Source organism: Cognatilysobacter tabacisoli (assembly GCF_003586305.1).
Classification (GTDB): Bacteria; Pseudomonadota; Gammaproteobacteria; order Xanthomonadales; family Xanthomonadaceae; genus Cognatilysobacter_A; species Cognatilysobacter_A tabacisoli.
Window position 1 is genome coordinate 215,346 of the sequence record NZ_QXJI01000004.1, and the last position, 14,486, is coordinate 229,831.

Below are 14,486 nucleotides of genomic sequence, written 5' to 3' on the forward strand. Positions count from 1 at the left end.
GCGGGCTCTGCGGGCGCGATGCGGCAAACCCGGGATTTTACTCCTCCCGTCGAGCCGGGCCCGCCATCGGCAGCCCCAGCGGACGCCGACCTTGGTCGAGTCCGAGCCCATAGCGCAGGCTGGTGGCGATCCGCTCGGCGAAGCCCGCCAGCACGCGTGCGTTGTCCGGCCCGACGACGTCGTGCGCGGTGTCACTCCACAGCGCCAGCCAGTGTTCGAAATGCGCGGCGGTGATCGGGTGCGGCCGGTGCATGCCCATCGGGTTGCCGCGGTAGCGCCGCGTGCCCAGCGCGACCGACGACCAGAAGTCGACCAGCGTGGCCTTGTGCGCCGGCCAGTCGTGCACCGCCGGGTTGAATACCGGGCCGAGCACGGCGTCGCGCTGCACGCGTTCGTAGAAGCGGTCGACCAGCGCGACGAGGTCGGCTTCGGTCAGGGTGTGATCGGGCGGCATGGGGGCGGGCAGGGCGACTGGGGTCGGCGTGCAGAGGGCGGGTCGCCAGTCTCGCCCGCGCCGGCTGACGCGCCCTTGACCCAGGTCATCGCGCCGCCGATCGCGGCCGCCGAGCATGCCGGCACCCCGAACGCGATGGAGCACCCGATGGAATGCCACGTGATCCCGGCCGGCCCGCTGCCGGCCCCCGCCGCCCTCGAGCGCGCCCTGCGCGCCGCCGACCCCGCCGCCGTCTACGACGTGTCGCCCGACGGCCGTCAGCTGCGCGTGTCCAGCACGCTCGACGAGCACGAGCTGTGCCGGCTGCTGGGCCACCTGGGCTGCGCGGTCACCGCGCGCGACATCGTCCGCCAGCCGTCGACCTGCTGCGGCGGATGCAGCGGCTGAGCTGACGTCAGGCGCGAGCGGCCGCGTGCCGCGTGACCGCGCCTAACCACGCGAGCAGGTCGCGTTGCATGGCAGTCGCGATCGCGTGTCCGCCCGGGTACAGCCGCGTCTGGTGCGGCACGCCGAGCGCGGTTAGCCAGGCATCGGCACGCGTCGCCCAGTCCACGGGCAGCTTCGCGTCGTCGCGCCCATGGCCGATGAAGGCGTGTACGCGAGCAAGCGCATTGCGGTCGGCGAGGATCGGCTCGATCTCGGGCAGGATGCGACCGGCGAGTACGCCGAAGCCTGCAACAAGGTCAGGCCGGGTCAGGCCGACGCTCGCGCTGATGATCCCGCCCTGACTGAAGCCCGCGACGACGGTGGCGGCGGGCTCCACGTCGAGTCGGGATTGCATGGCGTCGATGAACTCGATGAGCCGCTGCCGGCTCGCTTCCGCGGCCTCCAGGTCCGGGTGGGGTCCCGCGGCTGTAAACCGCACGGGGAACCACGCGTATTCCGCCGGCCCGAGCTTCAGTGGCGCGCGCACCAGCAGGACCGCGGTGTCGGCGGGCGCGTCGGCGCCGAGCCCGGCGAGGTTCAGCTCGTTTCCACCGACGCCGTGCGTGAGCACGAGCATGCGTCGCGGTGCCTTCTCCGTGCCGAGAGCCCGGTACGGCAGCGGCGCGTCTTCGCGAAGCGCGGCCGTCATGCCGCCTCCGCGTGCCCGTCCACAGGGAGCCCGAATCCGAACGAGTCCATCGACAGCGTGCCGTACGTCATGCCGCCGGCAAGCAGCGTTCGCGGCTCGTCGGGCGCGCTCGCGCCGAGCGCCACCAGCAGCGGCAGGTAGTGCTCCTCGGTGGGGTGCGCGCGCGCGGCGTGCGGGGCGCGGTCGCGGTAGCCCACCAGCGCGTCGACGTCGCCACGCTGCACGGCATCGGCGATCCAGTCGGCGAACGCCTGCGCGTACTCGGGGTCGGCCACGTGCTGGCGGAACTCGTACAGGTTGTGGGTCAGGCTGCCGGAACCGACCACGAGCACGCCGCGCTCGCGCAGCGACGCCAGCGCGCGGCCGAGGCGGAGCGCGCCGGCGGCGTCGAGGTCGTGCGGCAGCGACACCTGCAGCACCGGCACGTCGGCCGCCGGCTTCAGGTAGCGCAGCGGCACCCACGCGCCGTGGTCGAGACCGCGCGCGGAGTCGGACGCGGCGTCGAACCCCGACGCGGCCAGCAGCGCGACGATGTCCGTCGCTAGTTCCGGCGCGCCGCGCGCGGGGTACTGCAGCGCGTACAGCGGCGGCGGGAAGCCGCTGAAGTCGTGGATCGTCTCGAGCGTGGTGGCGCCGGTGACGCGCACGCCGCGGGTCTGCCAGTGCGGCGAGACCACGACGATCGCGGTCAGGTCCGGCAGGCCGGCCCCGACCTGCCGCAGCGTCGGGCCGAGCCGGCCCGGCTCCAGCGCGAACATCGGCGAGCCGTGGGAAACAAAGAGGGACGGGGCGCGCGGCATCGTGCTTCCTCGGGAGTGGGCTGGATTCCACTCTATTGGCGCCACATCGCGCGATAAACGTGGCGTAGAGTGAATCACCGTCCACGAAACCGAGGCAATCGATGCTCGACCTCCAGCAGCTGTCCAGCTTCCTGGCCGTCGTGCGCGCCGGCAGCTTCGTCGGCGCCGCCGACGCCACCGGGCTGTCGAAGGCGGCGGTGTCGCGGCACGTCGCCGAGCTCGAGGCGCACCTGGGCGTGCGCCTGCTGCACCGGACCACGCGGCGCCTGTCGCTGAGCGAGGACGGCCAGCGCTTCCACGAGCGCGCGGTCGAACTGGTCGGCCAGCTGCAGGAGCTCGAGGCCGAGGCGGCCTCGACTGGCGGCGAGGCGTCGGGCCTGCTGCGCATCAACGCGCCGCTGTCGTTCGGCAACCTGCACCTGGCGCCGCTGTGGCCGGCGTTCCTCGAAGCGAACCCGCGGCTGGCGATCGACGTGACGCTCAACGACCGCGTCGTCGATCTGGTCGAGGAGGGCTACGACGCCGCCGTGCGCATCACCAACCGGCTGGACCCGTCGCTGGTCAGCCGCCGGCTGGCGACCACGCGCGTGGTGCTGTGCGCGTCGCCGGCCTACCTCGCCGCGCACGGCACGCCTGCGCATCCGCGCGAGCTCGCCGCGCACCAGATGTTCGCCTACAGCTACGCCGCCGGCGGCGACGACTGGACGTTCCGCGGCCCGGATGGCGACGTGACCGTCCGCGTCGCGCCGCGCATCCGCACCAACAGCGGCGACACCTGCCGCACCGTCGCGCTGCAGCACCAGGGCGTCGTCCTGCAGCCGGACTTCATCGTCGGCGCCGACCTCGCCAGCGGCACGCTGGTCGAACTGATGCCCGAGTACCGCTCGAACGAGCTCGGCGTGCACGTCGTCTACGCGACCCGCAAGCACCTGCCGATGAAGACCCGGCGCCTGATCGACCACCTCGTCGAGGCGTTCGCGAGCCCGCGCTGGTAGCGGCCGGGGGAGGGCGCCAGTCCATCCTGCCGCGGCGCGCCGCTCGATTGTCTCGAAATCCGGTCCGATGATTCCACGGAGCGGCGGTTTGTTGCTTCGATGGAGGCAAACATACTGCGTCCCGTCGACCGGCACCTCCGCCCAGGTCGCCCTTCAACCACGGGATACCACCGCCATGAACCACTCCGCCCTCCTCGCCGGCCGCACCGGTCTGGCCCTGCTCTTCATCCTCGCCGGCGTCGCCAAGCTCGGCGGCGGTTATGCCGCCACCCAGGGCTACATGGACGCCATGGGCGTGCCCGGCAGCCTCCTGCCGCTGGTGATCGCCCTCGAGATCGGCGGCGGCCTGGCCGTCCTCGCCGGCCTGTTCACCCGCTGGTCCGCGCTGTCGCTGGCCGCGTTCTCGGTCGCCAGCGGCGTGCTGTTCCACTTCGATCTGGCCGACGCGAACCAGTTCAACAGCTTCTTCAAGAACATCGCGATCGCCGGCGGCTTCCTGGTGCTGGCCGCGCAGGGCGCGGGCGACTACAGCCTCGACCGCCTGCTGCAGCGCAAGCCCAACCGCCTCGCCCACGCCTGACACGGAGCATCGACATGATCACCCTGCGTCCCGCCAACGAGCGCGGCCATGCCCGGCACGGCTGGCTCGAGTCCTGGCACAGCTTTTCGTTCGCCGGCTACCACGACCCGCGCCACGTGCACTGGGGCCCGCTGCGCGTGATCAACGAAGACCGCGTGCAGCCCGGCCAGGGCTTCGGCACCCACGGCCACCGCGACATGGAGATCATCAGCTACGTGATCGACGGCGCGCTCGGCCACCAGGACTCGATGGGCAACGGCGCGTCGATCGTCCCCGGCGAGGTGCAGCGCATGAGCGCCGGCCGCGGCGTGACGCACTCGGAGTACAACCACGAGCGCGACCGCGTCACCCACTTCCTGCAGATCTGGATCGTCCCGAAGTTCACCGGCATCCCGCCGAGCTACGAGCAGAAGGCGTTCCCGGAATCCGAGAAGCGCGGCCGGCTGCGGCTGGTCGCCAGCCCGGACGGCGCCGACGGTTCGGTGACGATCCACCAGGACGGGCGGCTGTACGCCGGGCTGTTCGACTCCGACGAAGCGGCCGAGCTCGCGCTGGCGCCCGGGCGCCTGGGCTACGTGCACGTGGTCAAGGGCGCGGCGGTCGTGAACGGCCGCGAGCTGGTCGCCGGCGACGCGTTGCTGTACGCGGACGAAGAGGCCGTGCGCATCGAGCGCGGCAGCGGCGCCGAACTGCTGGTGTTCGACCTCCCGGCGCAGTGACGCGCCGGTCCACGCGTGGCGCACATGGCATCGCGCGCCACGCGTGCTGGCTTTACGCCGCCACGCATGGCCGAGCCCTTTCGTAGGGGCCGGCCGCGGGCCGCAACCCCGGGCGGACAAGCCGTCAGTTGCGAAGCGGTGGGCGTGCCGGACCCTTCGGTCAACTGCGGGGCCGCACGGCCGATCCGGCCCCGACGCCGGTGCCGACGAACCATCGACGGCCGCCATGACCTGGATCAGGGCGAATGACGCCGCACCGCACGACGCTGGACGCCAGCCTTAAAGGAAGCCGCCATGCGCCCGTCCCTGACCGCCTTCTCCGTCGTCCTTGCCATGGCTCTCGCGGGCGCGCCCGGGCACGCGCAGGACCACGCGGACCACCACCCTGCGTCGCCTGCCACGACCGACGCGGCGCCTGCGCAACGCTGGGTCGCCGATGCCACGCTGGCCGAGAACATGCGCGGCATCCGCGTCGCGGTCGATGCGCTCGATCACTACCGGCACGGGCACATCGGGCCCGAGCAGGCGGCGATCCTGGCCGCGAAGATCCGGGGCCACGCCAACGAGATCGTCGCCAAGTGCACGCTGCCGGCCGATGCGGACGCCGCGCTGCACGCGATCCTGGTGCCGCTGATGTCCGGCGCGGCGGCGCTGCAGCGGGATCCGACGCAGACCGCCGCGATCGCGCCGATGCAGGACGCGCTGCGCGACTACGAGCGGCAGTTCGCGCAGGGGCCGGCGACAAACGGCGCGTCGAAGCCGGATTGACTGGCGTGGCGGCTGCGCGGCCCGGCTCACGGCCCGCTTGCGGTGCGCATGGGACGTCTGACGCGCCGTCCGCGCACCCCAACTCGCCGGACTCCGCCGCGTCGAGCAGTTGCATCTCCAGGCGCCCGTCGACCACGCGCCGACGCCGCTGGCGGTGCGCCAGGCGCGTCCGGTCGTCCGCGCTGATCTGGATCAAGGCGCCCGCGCCGCGCGCAGTGGACCCTGTCGCACACCCCACCGGACCACGCCCATGGCCGCCGACGACGATGCGATTGAAACCAGCTGCCGCGCAGACGGCGCCGACGTCGCCCACGCGCTGATCGCGCAGCTGGTCGAAGCGACGCGCGACTACGAACTGCTGTCGCCGGAGTCCGCGGCCGGGCTGGGGCTGTGAGCGCGCCCGCCGATCACGCAGGCGACCGCGCGACGATCGAGGTCGATGCCGCGCTGATCGCGCCGGGGCTGGGCCTCGACGTGGACGGCTTCCGCCGGCTGATGGCTGCACGGCGCATCGCGGTGCTGTGCGAGCGCGGCACCGGCGCGGATGCCGGCCGCGTGCGCGGGACCTTCTACTACGCCGGGCGGCGCGTGCGGATCGTCGTCGACGCCGCGGGAACGCCCGTCGCGCCTGCGACCGTGGTGGCCGATGGACAGCCGTGACGCCACCGCGATCGGCGTCGACGCGGACTCCGACCGCGCGTGGGTGCACGCGTCGATTGCGCGCCTGCGCCGCGAGGCGGCGCGGTCGGCGGACACGCACCTGCTGCACGTCGCGCTGCCGGCGTTCCCCGGCATCGACTTCTACTTCAAGGACGAGGCCTCGCATCCGTCGGGCAGCCTGAAGCACCGGCTCGCGCGCTCGCTGTTCCTGTACGCGCTGTGCAACGGTGGGCTGCGGCAGGGCCAGCGCGTGGTCGACGCGTCGTCGGGCAGCACGGCGATTTCCGAAGCGTGGTTCGCGCGCCTGCTCGGCGTTCCGTTCACCGCGGTCATGCCCGCCTGCACCGCGCCGGACAAGGTGCGCCACGCGCGCTCGCTCGGCGCGTCGTGCGAGCTGGTCGACGACGCCGCGACGGTGCGCGAGCGCGCGGCGATGTTCCAGGCCGACGGCGCCTGCTTCCTCGACCAGTTCGGCCTGGCCGAGCAGGCCACCGACTGGCGCGGCAACAACAACATCGCCGAGTCGATCGTCCACCAGCTCGCGGGCGAGCCGCACCCGGAGCCGGCGTGGATCGTCTGCGGCGCCGGCACCGGGGGCACCTCGGCCACGATCGGTCGCTACCTGCGCTACCGCGGGCTGTCGACGCGCCTGTGCGTGGCCGAACCGACGGGCGGCGCGTTCGCGGTCGGCTGGTTAACGCGACAGCCCGACGCACGCTCGCGCTGTGCGACGCTGATCGAAGGCATCGGCCGGCCGCGCGTGGAGCCGTGCTTCCTGTTCGACCTGGTCGACCGGGTGGTCGAGGTCGACGATGCCGACTCGATCGGCGCGGCGTGGCTGCTGCGCGACCTGCTCGGCGGCTGGTACGGCGGTTCGTCGGGCACCAACCTGGCGGCCTGCCTGCAGCTGGCCGAGGGCATGCGCGCGCGCGGGGAGCGCGGCAGCATCGTCGCCCTGCTGTGCGATCGCGGCGAGCGCTACGCGCATTCGCTGTTCGACCCCCAGTGGCTCGCGCAGCACGGGATCGGCGTCGACGACGCGCGCCGGGCGCTGGAGCGGCGGTTCGGCACGTCCCTGCACACCGACTGATCGGCGGCGCGCGCGGCATGCCCGCGGTCCCAACAGCACTCGTTCCGGGGCACCGCGCGCCGGCGCGAAGGCCGGGACAGCGCCCGGCGCCCTGACGGCGGGGCCGCGACACCGTCAACGCCAACACGCACAGAAGCGCCCAGACGAGAAAAAGGCGCCCGCGTTTCCACGGGCGCCTGCGGCTGGTGGCCCGGGCTCCGCCGCCGACGGGGAATCCCCCGCGCCTGCGCCGACGCCGGACCGTGAAGCGACTACTTGAGCGTCAGCGTGCCGCGCATGATCGACGAGTGGCCCGGGAAGGTGCACGCGTAGGTGTAGCTCTCGCCGGCCTTGAGCTTGGCGACCGGGATCGTGACCGTCGTCGACTGCCCGCCGCCGATCACCTTGCTCGACGCGATGACGCGCGCGTCGCCCGGCTTGACGTACTGGGACGCGGCGCCGGCCTTCATGCCGTCGGCGGCGATGCCCGCGATGTCGGCGGTCTTGCCGAGCACCAGGTTGTGGCCCATCACCGTCGCCGGCAGCTTGCCGACGTGCTTCAGGGTGACGGTGAACGTCTTGCAGCTCTTCGGCACCGTCAGCGCCTTGGTCGTGAACTGCATCGCGTCGGTCGAGTCGATGCTGGCCTTGCACTCGGCCGCGGCGGCGCGGCTGGAGAAGCCGGCGAGGGCGCCGAGGACGAGCAGGCCTGCGATATGGGTGGAACGGATCATCTGGAGCTCCTGTTGCTTCGCGGTTGTCGATGGGAGCCATTCTCGGCAGGCGTCGGCGTTCGCGCCTTGATCCGGATCAGGTCGCGTCGGCTTGCGCGGCGCCGATTGCGAACGGTTCAGGCGGCGGGCCACGCCACGCGGCGTGGCCCGTCGCGCGGCGGTCAGTGCCCCGAGTTCGGGTCGAGCGCCTGTTCGGTGTGGAACACGCCGTCGTCGGCCTTGCCGTTGACGTGCAGGAAGCCGACCAGCCCCTTCTCGAGCCGCGACAGCGCGTGGTCGACGAGGATGTACTTGCCCGGGTACTCGACCTTGAACTCCACCATCGTCGCGCCGCCGGGCGGCACCAGCGTCGTCTGCACGTCGCGCAGCGGCGGCGTCTCCAGCGAGGCCAGGTCGTAGACGCGGTCGAACACCTCGCCGATCACGTGGAAGCTCGAGGTCAGGTTCGGGCCGCCGACGCCGAAGAAGATGCGCACCGTCTCACCGACGTCCGCTTCCATCCTGTACGTCTTGGTCAGCGCGTCCATCGAGCCGTTGAAGGTGATGTGCTCGGGGTTCTCGTCGAGCAGCTTCTCCAGCGAGAACTCGTGCAGCCCGCCCGAGCCGTGCTTCTGCGCGGTGTAGAGCTCGCCCTGCATCACGTAGAACTCCTTGTCGACCGCCGGGAGGCCGTCCTCGGGCTCGACCAGGATCAGGCCGTACATGCCGTTGGAGATGTGGTGGGCGACCATCGGCGTGGCGCAGTGGTAGACGTACAGACCCGGGTTGAGCGCCTTGAAGCTGAAGCTCTTGCTCTGGCCGGGCGCCACCTGTGTGACCGCGGCACCGCCGCCGGGGCCGGTGACCGCGTGGAAGTCGATCGAGTGGATGTTGACGCTGTCGTCGGCGTTCTTGAGGTTGAACTTGACCGTGTCGCCCTTGCGGATGCGCAGGAACGGGCCCGGAACGCGGTTGTCGAACGTCCAGTACTTGTAGGTGCTGCCGTCGGACAGCTTGCCCTCGACCTCGGTGGTCTGCATCGAGAACTCGTGGTGCTTCGGACCGCGCTTGCCGACCGGCGTGCCGACCAGGTTGGGGTCCATTGCGATCTCGGCGGCGGTGTTGGCCACGGCCTTGACGTCACCGACGATCAGCTTGCCGACCATGCCGGCGGCCTTGTGCCCGGGCAGCGAGCAGATGTACTCGAACGTCCCGCTCCTGGTGGTGCGGAACACGATCGTGGTCGACGCGCCCTTGTCCGAGATCTGGTCGGACTGGGCCTGGAACTCGGGGATGGCGATGTCGTGCAGCGCGCCATCGCCGTTGACCAGGTTGATCTGCACGACCTTGCCTTCGGGCACGCGCAGGTCGGGGTTGACCTGGCCCTTGATCGCACCGGCTTCGCCGACGAACACCAGCTTGCCGTCGGCGATCTCGGTGCGCAGCGTAAAGACGACGTCGGCCACCGGGGCGACGTTGGTCGCGCGGTGGGCATCGTGCTGCGCGATGGCCTGCGGAACGACGCCAAGCGCAAGTGCGATGGCCAGCAGGAGGACGGACTTTCTCACGGGGTGTCTCCAGGTTGGTTGTCTTCGTTGTCTGGAGAAAAGGCTACGCACGCGACGACCGCTCCGACCTGACGTGGGTCAAGCGCAACGCATCGGTGCGCGCGGCGTGGCGCGCTGCCGGCGTGCACTGCGGTTGACCTGCGTCAATGCCGCTGCGCGTGCCGCGCGCGAACCTCCGCGCATCCTCGGAGAGCCCCCATGCACCTGCGCGCTACCCTGGTCACCACGATGCTGGCGGCGCTCGCTGCCGCGCCCGCACACGCGAGTCCGCCGACGGAAGCACCGGGCCCGTTCGCCTGGGACGCGAGCGCGCGGCTGCGCTACGAGCACGTGGACGACGCGGGTTTCGCCCGCGATGCGCAGGCGACGACGCTGCGCCTGCGCGGCGGCGTGCGCTGGACGCCCGGCCCGTCGCTCAGCGCGTACCTCGAGGGTGAGGCGGTGCTTGCCGCCGATGACGCCTACAACAGCGGCGCCAACGGACGCACCGCGTACCCGGCGTTGATCGATCCGGAGTCGGCGGAGCTCAACCAGGTTTGGCTGCGCTGGCGCGGAACGGGCAAGGAGGTCACCGCCGGGCGCCAGCGCGTCGAGTTCGACAACCACCGCTGGATCGGCAACGTGGGCTGGCGCCAGAACGAGCAGACGTTCGACGCGGTGCAGGCCCAGTGGCAGCCGGCGGAGGCGCTGACGCTGCGCTATGCCTGGCTCGACCGCGTGCACCGCATCGGCTCGGACCGTGCGCTCGACCTGCTCGCGCGCGAGCGCGACCTCGACGGGCACGCACTGGCTGCGGCGTGGTCGGCGGGACGCCACCGCGTCGCCGCCTACTGGTATGCGATCGACGATCGCGACCTCGCCGCCGCGTCCACGCGCACGCTCGGACTGCGCTACGCGCTCGCGCCGGGTGCCGACGCGCGTCCGTTCGGCGCCACGTTCGAGTGGGCGCGGCAGGGCGAGCACGCGGCCAATCCGCGCCGGTTCTCGCACGCGTACTGGCTGGTCGAACCGGCGGTCGCGACGCGCTTCGCCACGGTTCGCGCCGGGTGGGAACACCTCGGTGGCGACGGGACGCACGCGCTGCAGACGCCGCTGGCGACGCTGCACGCGTTCAACGGCTGGGCCGACCGCTTCACCGCCACGCCGGCCGCGGGCCTCGACGATCGCTACCTGCATGCCACCGGGCGCCTCGGCCGCCAGCGCGCGCAGGGGCCGCTGGACTGGACCGTCGCCTGGCACGACTACCGCGCCGATGTCGGCGGCGCCCGCTACGGCCGGGAGTGGAACGCGTCGCTGTCCGTCCCGTTCGGCCCGCGCTGGCGCGCCCTCGCCAAGCTCGCCGACTACCGCGCCGATCGCTACGCGCGCGACGTCACCAAGGCGTGGCTGCAACTGGAGTGGACGCCGCGCGCGAAGTGACCGGCGTCCACACCGGCTACGGCGCGTGGGGCGCCTTCGACACGCTTGCGGTGCGTTCGGCGAGCAGCAGGCGGATGCGGCCAGCGAGGTGGTCGAAATAGTGATCGATGTAGCTGATGCCGTTCTCGTGGTCGAGCGGGTAGGGGTTCATCAGCGTGTGGCGCAGGATCAGCACGCGGTCGGCGCCGTCGTCGACGCCGAAGCTCGCGGCGTCCAGCCCGAGTGCCCCCAGGATGCGGGCGAGCTCGTCCTGGCCGATGGATTCCGGGCGCAGGGTCGTCGACGACCCGAAGAACTGGCGCGCCTGCAGCGGCTGGGACGGGTCGCAGCGCAGCTCGTCGGCGAGGCGCTGGACGAAGGCGTTGGCGGCCGCGACGTTGCGGTTGCCGACCGGGTTGATCGCCACGCAGACCAGGTTGCTGTCCGGCGCGAACGGCACGAAGGCAATGGCCATTGGCGCGATGTCCGCGGCGAACCGTGCGGCCGCGGCGGCGAAGGCCTCGGCGGCGCGGATCGTCTGGCGCGGCAGTGCGCCGAAATGCGCGTGGTCGAGCGGGAGCACGCGGTGGGTGACGTAGACCGCCGCGGCCGCCGCGCCGGACTTCGACCCCTCGGGAATCACCTGCCCGAGCCGACGGTGCCGCGCGAAGTAGTCGTCGGGCGCGTCGCCGTGGAACACGTAGTCGGCCTGCTCGGCCAGCAGCGCGACGGCGCGGTGGTCGCGGCACACGAACGCACCGGCGCCGTACGGCAGGTAGCCGAGCTTGTGCGGGTCGACGGTGATCGAATCGGTGTCGGCGAGCGCGGCGAAGGCGGCATGCACGTGCGGCTGGGGGAACTGCGCGTGCTCGGCGAGGATCGCCTCGCGCGGGCGCAGCCGGCCGTCGGGCTCGCGGAACAGCGTCGCCATGTAGCCGCCCCAGGCCGCATCGACGTGCACGGCGAAGCCGAGCCCGCGCGCGGTGAAGCGCTCGCGTGCGGCGACGATCCGATCGATCGGGTCGACCGTGCCGTACTCGGTGGTGCCGAGCACGCCGACGCAGGCCAGCACGGGCGTGTGTTCCAGCAGGCAGCGCTCGAGCACGGCGTCCAGTGCGTCGGCATCCATTCGCATGCCGACCTCGGGCACGCGCAGCAGCTGCGCGCGACCGAGGCCGAGCAGCTTCATGCCCTTGCTCCATGAGTAGTGCGCGGTCACCGGCGCCAGCACGACCGGCGGCTGCAGCTGCGGATGCCGCGCGAAGAACGCGGTCAGGCCGGTGTGCTCGGGCCGCGCCTGCTCGACCCGTTCGCGCCACGCGCGCCGGTCGCCGGCCGGCTGCGCGCGCAGCCACGCCTGCCACCGTTCGTGCAGCGCGATCGCGTCGCGCGGCGCGAGGTTGAACGCCTCGCGATCGGACCCGGGCACCTCGATGTCCGGCACGCCGGCGGCGCGCAGCGCGACCGGAAACGCCTTCAGCGCGAGCGCGAGGCGCAGCGCCTGGTAGTTGGCGACGGTGCCGCCGGACGTCAGGTGGCCGAAGGCGCAGTCCGCGCGTGCCGTGTCGTCGGGATAGCCGAACATGCGCGCCAGCTGCAGGCCGGCGCGCACCTCCATCTCGACGGTGACGGGCGCCGCGTCCTCGCAGACGTTGTTCGGGTTGTACGGCAGCGTCAGCATCTGCGCGGCCAGGCCCGGCAGCAGCAGGTCGGAGGCCATGTGCCCGATGTAGCGCGGGCTGTGGAACGGCACCGACTTCTTCAGCGCGGCCGACAGCGCGTGCAGTTCGCGCCGCATGCGCGCCTCGAACGCCTGGTAGCGCGGGTGCTGCGCGGCGCGCGTAGGGATCGCCGGCGGGTCTTCGGGATGGAAGGTGCGCCGCCAGTAGACGTGGTCGCGCAGGAACTCGACGACGAGCTTCTCGAGCAGCGTGTCGTTCTCGCCGTACGGGCCGAGGAAGCACGCGTCGAGGGTGCGGCGCTCGTCCTCCACGCGCAGTGCGTCGAGGTCGGGCAGGTCATCGATCAGTGCGCTCATGGCGGGACTCGGGCGAACGGCGGGTGCGGACCGACCGCTCCACCCGCGCGAACGGTCACGTTCGCCACGGCGGGTCGTTCGGTGCTGGACCCGCCAGCGCGGGCCGCGCCGCGACGGCGCGTGCGCAGGATCCGGCGTCGCGGCTTTGCCGGCCCTGATCTGGGTCAAGCGCCGCCGGAGCGTGTCTGCAGGCGAGGTCATGGCAGCCCGGATGCCATCAGCGCCGGTTGGTGCAGCGGGGTCCGATCGACGACCCGCCGGCCGCGCGACGAGAGCGAGCAGCAAGGGTGACGCGGCGGCGCGCTGCGCAGCCACGCGCGGTCGGGTTCGACGCTGCGACTGGATCGGAACCGGCGGCGAAATGAAGGTCGCGGAGGCCGTCCTCGCCGGGGGCCTCGGCCGCGCAGAAGAGTGGGCCAGTCCGGGCACAAAAAAGCCCGCAGATTCGAGGGCTTAGATGATTCACCGAGTGGTGGCTATGGGTGGACTCGAACCACCGACCCCAGCATTATGAGTGCTGTGCTCTAACCGGCTGAGCTACATAGCCACGCGGAGAACCGCGAATTTTTCCTGCTCGGCGGGCCCCTGTCAATGTCCGCCACCGTCGCTTGTCCCGCCCGGGTGCGCGTGGCAGAGTCGGACGCAGTGAATTTGGAGTCCGCATCGTGATCGATCCGGACGGTTACCGGCCCAATGTCGGCATCGTGCTGATGCACCCCGACGGACGCGTGTTCTGGGCGCGCCGGGTGCATCGCGATGGGTGGCAGTTCCCGCAGGGCGGGATGAACAGCGACGAGACGCCCCTGGAGGCCATGTATCGCGAGCTTCGCGAGGAGACCGGCCTGCTGCCGCACCACGTCGAGGTGCTCGGCGCGACCCCCGGCTGGTTGCGCTACCGCCTGCCGCAGCGGGCAATCCGCCGCAATGACCGCCTCGTCTGCATCGGCCAGAAGCAGGTGTGGTTCCTGCTGCACCTGAAGGGCGACGAGAGCGACCTGCGGCTGGACCTGACCGACAAGCCCGAGTTCGACCACTGGCGGTGGGTCGACTTCTGGTACCCGGTGGAGCACGTGGTGATCTTCAAGCGCGGGGTGTATGCCTCCGCGCTGCGGCATCTGGCGCCGGTCGCCCAGCGCGTGGCCGGCACCCAGGCGGTGCCGCTGCCGGGGCCGGACGTGCGCGGGGGATTCAGCCGCAGCCGGCAGCGGCCGCGGGCGAAGCCGCTTCCTGAACCGGGGCGCGACGGCGGGGACACCGCGTCTAATTGACAATCATTCGCATTCGTGGCGGAATGGCGCTGCAGCCGATCCGGCTGGCCGACCGACCCGCCGCCGTGTACGTCTGCATCTGCAACGGAGTCACCGATCACGAGATCCGCCAGGCCGCCGAAGGCGGCTGCCGGAGCGTGGCCGAACTGACGATGCGCACCGGCGCCGGCGCCAACTGCGGCAGCTGCCTCGACGCGGCCGCGGCCCTCCTCGCCGAGACCCACGCCGTCCGCGAGCTGCCGCTGCCGATCCTGTCCCGGGCCGCCTGACGCCCGGAAGTGTCGGCCCCAACGGCACTGATTCTCGACCGCGACTGCATCTGATTCGCGTTCCGCCGTGCGCGAGGCGCGCGGGCTACAGTGCGCGCCATCACTGCGCAGG

The 14,486-nt window shown here is 72.0% G+C and carries 17 protein-coding genes and 1 tRNA gene; 11 read left to right on the forward strand and 7 right to left on the reverse strand.

The window, feature by feature from the left end; translation table 11 throughout:
• Nucleotides 1-37 precede the first annotated feature (37 nt).
• Nucleotides 38-454 carry a group III truncated hemoglobin gene (locus tag D3A60_RS13515; RefSeq protein ID WP_119719296.1) on the reverse strand — a complete coding sequence of 139 codons (417 nt, stop codon included), beginning with the start codon at nucleotides 452-454 and terminating at the stop codon, nucleotides 38-40.
• Between the two features lie 75 nt (nucleotides 455-529).
• Here D3A60_RS13515 and D3A60_RS13520 point away from each other — a divergent pair, with 75 nt between their 5' ends.
• Complete coding sequence (locus D3A60_RS13520) at nucleotides 530-841, forward strand: hypothetical protein (RefSeq protein WP_119719297.1); 312 nt, start codon at nucleotides 530-532, stop codon at nucleotides 839-841.
• Between the two features lie 7 nt (nucleotides 842-848).
• Here D3A60_RS13520 and D3A60_RS13525 read toward each other — a convergent pair whose 3' ends face one another.
• Nucleotides 849-1,529 (reverse strand): alpha/beta hydrolase, encoded by a 681-nt coding sequence (locus D3A60_RS13525; protein ID WP_119719298.1) that lies wholly within the window; start codon nucleotides 1,527-1,529, stop codon nucleotides 849-851.
• Nucleotides 1,526-2,329, reverse strand: a complete 804-nt coding sequence (locus D3A60_RS13530) for a dioxygenase family protein (RefSeq protein WP_119719299.1) — start codon at nucleotides 2,327-2,329, stop codon at nucleotides 1,526-1,528. Before D3A60_RS13530 ends, D3A60_RS13525 begins: the two co-directional genes overlap by 4 nt.
• Nucleotides 2,330-2,430: 101 nt before the next feature.
• On the opposite strand from D3A60_RS13530, the gene D3A60_RS13535 reads away from it, so the two are divergent.
• The 7 genes from D3A60_RS13535 to D3A60_RS13560 all read left to right on the forward strand — a co-directional run bounded on the left by D3A60_RS13535 (nucleotide 2,431) and on the right by D3A60_RS13560 (nucleotide 7,141).
• The gene (locus tag D3A60_RS13535) at nucleotides 2,431-3,324 is read left to right on the forward strand and encodes a LysR family transcriptional regulator (RefSeq protein WP_119719300.1); all 894 of its coding nucleotides are present in this window, start codon (nucleotides 2,431-2,433) and stop codon (nucleotides 3,322-3,324) included.
• A 175-nt stretch (nucleotides 3,325-3,499) separates the two neighbouring features.
• Nucleotides 3,500-3,904: a DoxX family protein gene (locus D3A60_RS13540; RefSeq protein ID WP_119719301.1), complete on the forward strand. Its 405-nt coding sequence runs from the start codon at nucleotides 3,500-3,502 to the stop codon at nucleotides 3,902-3,904.
• Between the two features lie 14 nt (nucleotides 3,905-3,918).
• Entirely contained in the window at nucleotides 3,919-4,623 is a 705-nt protein-coding gene (locus D3A60_RS13545; protein WP_119719302.1) for a pirin family protein, read from the forward strand.
• Nucleotides 4,624-4,917: 294 nt separating this feature from the next.
• Nucleotides 4,918-5,391, forward strand: coding sequence for a DnrO protein (locus tag D3A60_RS13550; protein ID WP_119719303.1), 474 nt, complete (start codon nucleotides 4,918-4,920; stop codon nucleotides 5,389-5,391).
• 250 nt (nucleotides 5,392-5,641) lie between these two features.
• Nucleotides 5,642-5,785: a hypothetical protein gene (locus D3A60_RS14600; protein WP_157981497.1), complete on the forward strand. Its 144-nt coding sequence runs from the start codon at nucleotides 5,642-5,644 to the stop codon at nucleotides 5,783-5,785.
• Entirely contained in the window at nucleotides 5,782-6,051 is a 270-nt protein-coding gene (locus D3A60_RS13555; protein WP_119719304.1) for a DUF6522 family protein, read from the forward strand. Before D3A60_RS14600 ends, D3A60_RS13555 begins: the two co-directional genes overlap by 4 nt.
• On the forward strand, nucleotides 6,038-7,141 hold the full coding sequence (locus D3A60_RS13560; protein ID WP_119719305.1) for a PLP-dependent cysteine synthase family protein: 1,104 nt from the start codon (nucleotides 6,038-6,040) through the stop codon (nucleotides 7,139-7,141). The genes D3A60_RS13555 and D3A60_RS13560 overlap by 14 nt, the downstream gene beginning before the upstream one ends.
• Nucleotides 7,142-7,392: 251 nt before the next feature.
• Here the strand turns inward: D3A60_RS13560 and azu are convergent, their stop codons facing one another.
• Nucleotides 7,393-7,854 (reverse strand): azurin, encoded by a 462-nt coding sequence (gene azu / locus D3A60_RS13565; protein ID WP_119719306.1) that lies wholly within the window; start codon nucleotides 7,852-7,854, stop codon nucleotides 7,393-7,395.
• Nucleotides 7,855-8,015: 161 nt separating this feature from the next.
• Complete coding sequence (gene nirK / locus D3A60_RS13570) at nucleotides 8,016-9,401, reverse strand: copper-containing nitrite reductase (RefSeq protein ID WP_196778752.1); 1,386 nt, start codon at nucleotides 9,399-9,401, stop codon at nucleotides 8,016-8,018.
• A 198-nt stretch (nucleotides 9,402-9,599) separates the two neighbouring features.
• Here nirK and D3A60_RS13575 point away from each other — a divergent pair, with 198 nt between their 5' ends.
• The gene (locus D3A60_RS13575) at nucleotides 9,600-10,820 is read left to right on the forward strand and encodes an alginate export family protein (RefSeq protein WP_119719307.1); all 1,221 of its coding nucleotides are present in this window, start codon (nucleotides 9,600-9,602) and stop codon (nucleotides 10,818-10,820) included.
• Between the two features lie 16 nt (nucleotides 10,821-10,836).
• Here the strand turns inward: D3A60_RS13575 and D3A60_RS13580 are convergent, their stop codons facing one another.
• Nucleotides 10,837-12,837 (reverse strand): pyridoxal phosphate-dependent decarboxylase family protein, encoded by a 2,001-nt coding sequence (locus tag D3A60_RS13580; protein WP_119719308.1) that lies wholly within the window; start codon nucleotides 12,835-12,837, stop codon nucleotides 10,837-10,839.
• Nucleotides 12,838-13,307: 470 nt separating this feature from the next.
• Nucleotides 13,308-13,384, reverse strand: a tRNA-Met gene (locus D3A60_RS13585).
• Nucleotides 13,385-13,502: 118 nt separating this feature from the next.
• On the opposite strand from D3A60_RS13585, the gene D3A60_RS13590 reads away from it, so the two are divergent.
• Nucleotides 13,503-14,105 carry an RNA pyrophosphohydrolase gene (locus D3A60_RS13590; RefSeq protein WP_119719309.1) on the forward strand — a complete coding sequence of 201 codons (603 nt, stop codon included), beginning with the start codon at nucleotides 13,503-13,505 and terminating at the stop codon, nucleotides 14,103-14,105.
• 65 nt (nucleotides 14,106-14,170) lie between these two features.
• A complete protein-coding gene (locus D3A60_RS13595; RefSeq protein ID WP_196778759.1) occupies nucleotides 14,171-14,374 on the forward strand; it encodes a (2Fe-2S)-binding protein in 204 nt (67 codons plus the stop codon).
• Nucleotides 14,375-14,486: the final 112 nt, after the last annotated feature.